At 32.6% G+C, this 4,349-nt stretch carries 3 protein-coding genes; 1 reads left to right on the plus strand and 2 read right to left on the minus strand.

The genetic code is table 11. The annotated features are described in order from the left end of the window. Positions 1-469: 469 nt before the first annotated feature. Positions 470-2,317 (minus strand): S-layer homology domain-containing protein, encoded by a 1,848-nt coding sequence (locus tag AC1DTM_RS18905; protein WP_477000647.1) that lies wholly within the window; start codon positions 2,315-2,317, stop codon positions 470-472. Positions 2,318-2,576: 259 nt separating this feature from the next. Here AC1DTM_RS18905 and AC1DTM_RS18910 point away from each other — a divergent pair, with 259 nt between their 5' ends. Continuing rightward, positions 2,577-4,007 carry a glycosyltransferase family 39 protein gene (locus AC1DTM_RS18910; protein ID WP_477000648.1) on the plus strand — a complete coding sequence of 477 codons (1,431 nt, stop codon included), beginning with the start codon at positions 2,577-2,579 and terminating at the stop codon, positions 4,005-4,007. Between the two features lie 12 nt (positions 4,008-4,019). Here AC1DTM_RS18910 and AC1DTM_RS18915 read toward each other — a convergent pair. Further along, a partial coding sequence (locus tag AC1DTM_RS18915; protein WP_477000649.1) for a polysaccharide pyruvyl transferase family protein occupies positions 4,020-4,349 on the minus strand: 330 nt, incomplete at its 5' end.

The raw sequence follows: 4,349 nt of genomic DNA on the forward strand, positions 1-4,349 counted from the left end.
ATATTAACCTACAAACACTTTTTGGAGATTAGTAATTTATCAGCCATAATAAATACTATCTTTTTCCAAAAAGTTAAACCATGTATATAATACGTCATAATTCTTTTTTTTAAAAGAATTTTTTATCGCATAATTCGACAAATTCGAAATGTTTGTCGAATTATGTTTTTATCAACGATTCTAATATGTAAACGTATATATATCGCTTGTATTTAATATAACAATAGCATTATAACACAAAAAACAAATCGATTGATGATTTACTATATTTAAAATTCTCGACATCATTCGACATGAATGCGCTTTATTTTTGTTTTTTTTGTCGAATTATTTGTTATTTTTTCTATAAAGTGGGATTGTTTTCATTAATTTTCTATTAAATAACATTTATTATGTTCGACACACAAAAAGACTGCTCATCTTGTCATTTTTATAAAATGCATCTAGATGATCAGTCTTCTCTTTTTTATTAGTGTTTTACATACTCTACATTTTCTTTTGMAATATAAGCTTCATTTACAGCAGGGTCATCAGAGATGATTTTAACCCATGCTTGTCCATTTATCGTTTCTTCACCTGTAACTGTAACAACTTTATTTGCAGTTAAGCTATACAGTCGATTGTTCGACGTATGAGGATCTTTTTTCACTTCTACCTTACTCTTTACACGAGCAAGTTTATATTTGTTGTACTCTTTCTTACCTAAGTATGAATCAAAACGGAACATATGCCCTGCTACTTTTTTACCCCAGTTTGCATCAGATGCATAGTTCATATTTACACCACCAGCTTTATCACCTGTATACGCTGCTGTATAACGCCAATGCCCTGGTTTTAAATACCCTTCATCCATGTATAACTTTGCAGCATGTTCAATACAATCTTCTTTTGAGTTGAATGTTTCACCGTTGCCAAATGGACTATCATCAGTTGCCTTTAAACCAAATAAATTATTTTTTTCTCGTGCAAGCTCGCTTGTCCCATAGAAACTTTCATGAACTGCTAATGAATATAAGAATAACGCATTTACATTATACTTACTTTCTACTTCTTTAAATTTCGCACCTAAACCAATTAGTGGTGAATCTGGTTTAACTGATTTTACATAACTATCTAATTGTTCTGCTGTATATTCTGTTTTAGAACGTAATGATACATAATTAAAATATTGATAGAATGTTTCATTTCCAAATGTTTTTCCATCTACACTATACATTGATTGCCCTTGCTTCATGAAAGAAGGCGCCGCACCATATCTAAACTCTGTATATCCAGGTGAACTTGTATTATACGTATAATATCTATGGTATAAATATCCATCTGATTTCACGTAATAGGATGACTTTTTCATTTCATTTTCAGGAATTAATGTAATTTCATTTTTCTTCACATAACCTGTTAAATCAGAGATTTGTACTTTCACGCGATCTTCTCCAACTTCTAACACTTTAAATTCTGTTCCGTACTGAAGATATGTATATACTGTTTGTAAATTTTCACCGTAAACATTAATTGTATTTCCAGGAATTCTCTTCGCAGTTGCAAAGCCATCTTTAATCCATACGAATTCATTTTCATACTTCACTGCATTGATGCCTTTACTTTGTGCAGCTGTAACAGCTTCTTTATATGTAGTGTAACGCTCTACTATTTTCCCTGCATCATTTAACAATACATAATTCTTTGTTTCTACAGGCGTTTCTCCACCGTTGTTACCAATTTTATCAAGCATTAAGTTCAGCATCGCCGAAGCCATACCTCTTGTCGCTGATAAATGTGGTCTAAAGGTATTATCTTCTGGATAGCCTTTAATAATTTGAGTTGCTACCATAACTTGTACATGTTCTTTATAGTTAATACGATTCGTATCAGCAAATGTAAGCGGACTTACAGTTACTTTAACCTTTTTATAATCTAGCGCCTGTTTTACCATTACAGCCATTTCTTCACGTGTAATCACATCACCAGGTGCAAAAGCCTCAGGACTACGCCCCTTAATAATTCCCGCTCCGAATGCTCTACTTACACCGTCATATAAACCGTAAGATTTTGGCACATCATTAAAATTCGAATCTGCTTGTGGAAGTTGTAACGCTTTTGCTATTAATGTAGCAAACTCTGCTCTCGTTATCTCTTTATCTGGTAAATAAACATCATTTCCATACCCTGACATAATCCCTTTACTAATAAGAGAACGCATATGCTGCTCAAATTGATGACCTGTAATATCATCGCTCGCCGCATAACTTGAAATAGGAGCTAAAAGCAATGACCCCGTTAACGCAACTGCTGTAATACCTTTTGAAAATTTCTTCACGGTTATCCTCCTCGTAATCTACGAATTTATCATTCCAACACCGATTATATACTAATTATATAAACATGATAAATAAAAATTAATATAAAGCCTTTTTAAAATACGTATTTTATTATATAAGAATAATATATAAATTAGATATTATTCTTTCGTACCTCTTTCCTTTTACAACCGTGAAATCCTTTATGATATAATGGCGTAGTTATTTCTGTTTATATAGAAAGAACTACAAAGATATTACATACTATGGAGGATAATTATGCCTAGATTATATGCATTTGCATTTAAATCACTGCAAATATTAACAGTATTATTTTTTGCAATGACTCTTATTTTCTCATTGCAATATTTAATAACTGAACCGAAGTACAACACCTTTTTACTTGTAGTTGCAGTCTTGATTGTTCTAATCGGTATCGTATTCATTTCCATTATCGTGAACCGGTTCTTTACTCAAACACAATTTCTCATATTTCTTTGTTTACTAGCATTCATACTGCGCCTTGCATGGGTGTTAACAATCCATACAAATGTCGTACAAGATTTCGCACAAATGTATAATGGAGCAGTTGATGCAGCAAATAACAATTTCTCATTCGCGGACAAAACATACTTCACTACTTGGGTATATCAATTAGGGTTTACTATGTATCAAGCTGGTGTTATAAAATTGTTTGGCGAAGGTGTATTGGCGATTAAATTACTAAACATACTGTATTGCACTGGCATTACGTACTTTATATATCGCATAGCTTCGCATCTATTTAACGAATTTAGCGGTAGAGTCGCAGCACTTATTTTCGCAACATACATCCCTAACATTATGATGACTTCTGTTTTAACAAATCAGCACCTCGCGACATTTTTATTCTACGCTGGTTTTTATCTTCTCGTAAAAAAAGGAATCTCGCATTCGTATGCATGGATATTTGTTAGTATTCTTATTGCATTTGGCGATATTATGAGACCGATTGGTATTGTTATTTTACTAGCGCTCATTCTTTTCTTACTTATCACTCATGTAATTGGTGATCAAAAAATAAATAAAAAAATGGTCGTATCAAAGTTAATTGGTATGCTTGGCATTTATTATATCGTGCACTTTATCTTTAGCTATACATTAATTACTACAGGGGTTACACAATATCCATTATCTAGTCGCGACCCTTATTGGAAATTTGTAGTCGGATTCAATCCTGATACAACAGGTGGATTTTCTTTCCCTGACCATAAACTTGTTTTTCAATATCCAATTGGCGAGGAACGTTTCGAAATTGAAAAACAGCTCATTACAGAAAGAATTGCCGATAAAGGACAGCTATTATTGTTATTCAAGAATAAATTTAAAGTTATGTGGGGAGATTATGACGCATCCATTTATTGGGGGCTAGAAGGATATGCAAAACCCGAATTATCAAGATTACTATGGACGTTAGAAAAATTATCTTACATAAGCATTTGCATATTTGCTTGCATAGCCTCCATCAAAACGATAAAAGAACAAAAAAATAAAACGTTACTATTCTTCTCCCTATTAATTTTAGGTTACGCGGGAGTCCATATATTTATTGAGATACAATCGCGTTATCGTTACTTTATTATACCTACGTTTATGATTATGCAAGGTTACGGCGTCTATCTCATTACGCAATATATGAAAAAAAGATTTCAACGTAAAGAAGTACACTAACAAAAAAACACTCTACTTTTTCTGTAGAGTGTTTTTTTCTATATGATGAATAAGTTTCTTTACTGCTTGTTCGCCTTGTAATTGAAGCTCATCTACTCTTCTTTGCAAAGATTGCTGTATTTCCTCATGCTGCGTCACTTGCTTTTTAGCAATTTTATATAAATCTTCGGCACTCCAGTCTCCATCAACACTTCCTATAACAGGTTGATTCACCTGTCTTAAAAATGAATCAATTTTTGGATCGTATGAAATCCCAACCATCGGTGTTTTCGCAACAGCAGAAAAAATAAGAGCATGAAGACGCATACCAATTAAAAGTGAGCACTCTGATAAAATAGATAT

The sequence above is a fragment of the Bacillus sp. P4_D3 genome (assembly GCF_056401855.1).

Coding starts and splice junctions, on each gene's coding strand:
- AC1DTM_RS18910 (WP_477000648.1), top strand. CDS start 2,577: ATGCCTAGATTATATGCATTTGCATTTAAATCACTGCAAATATTAACA.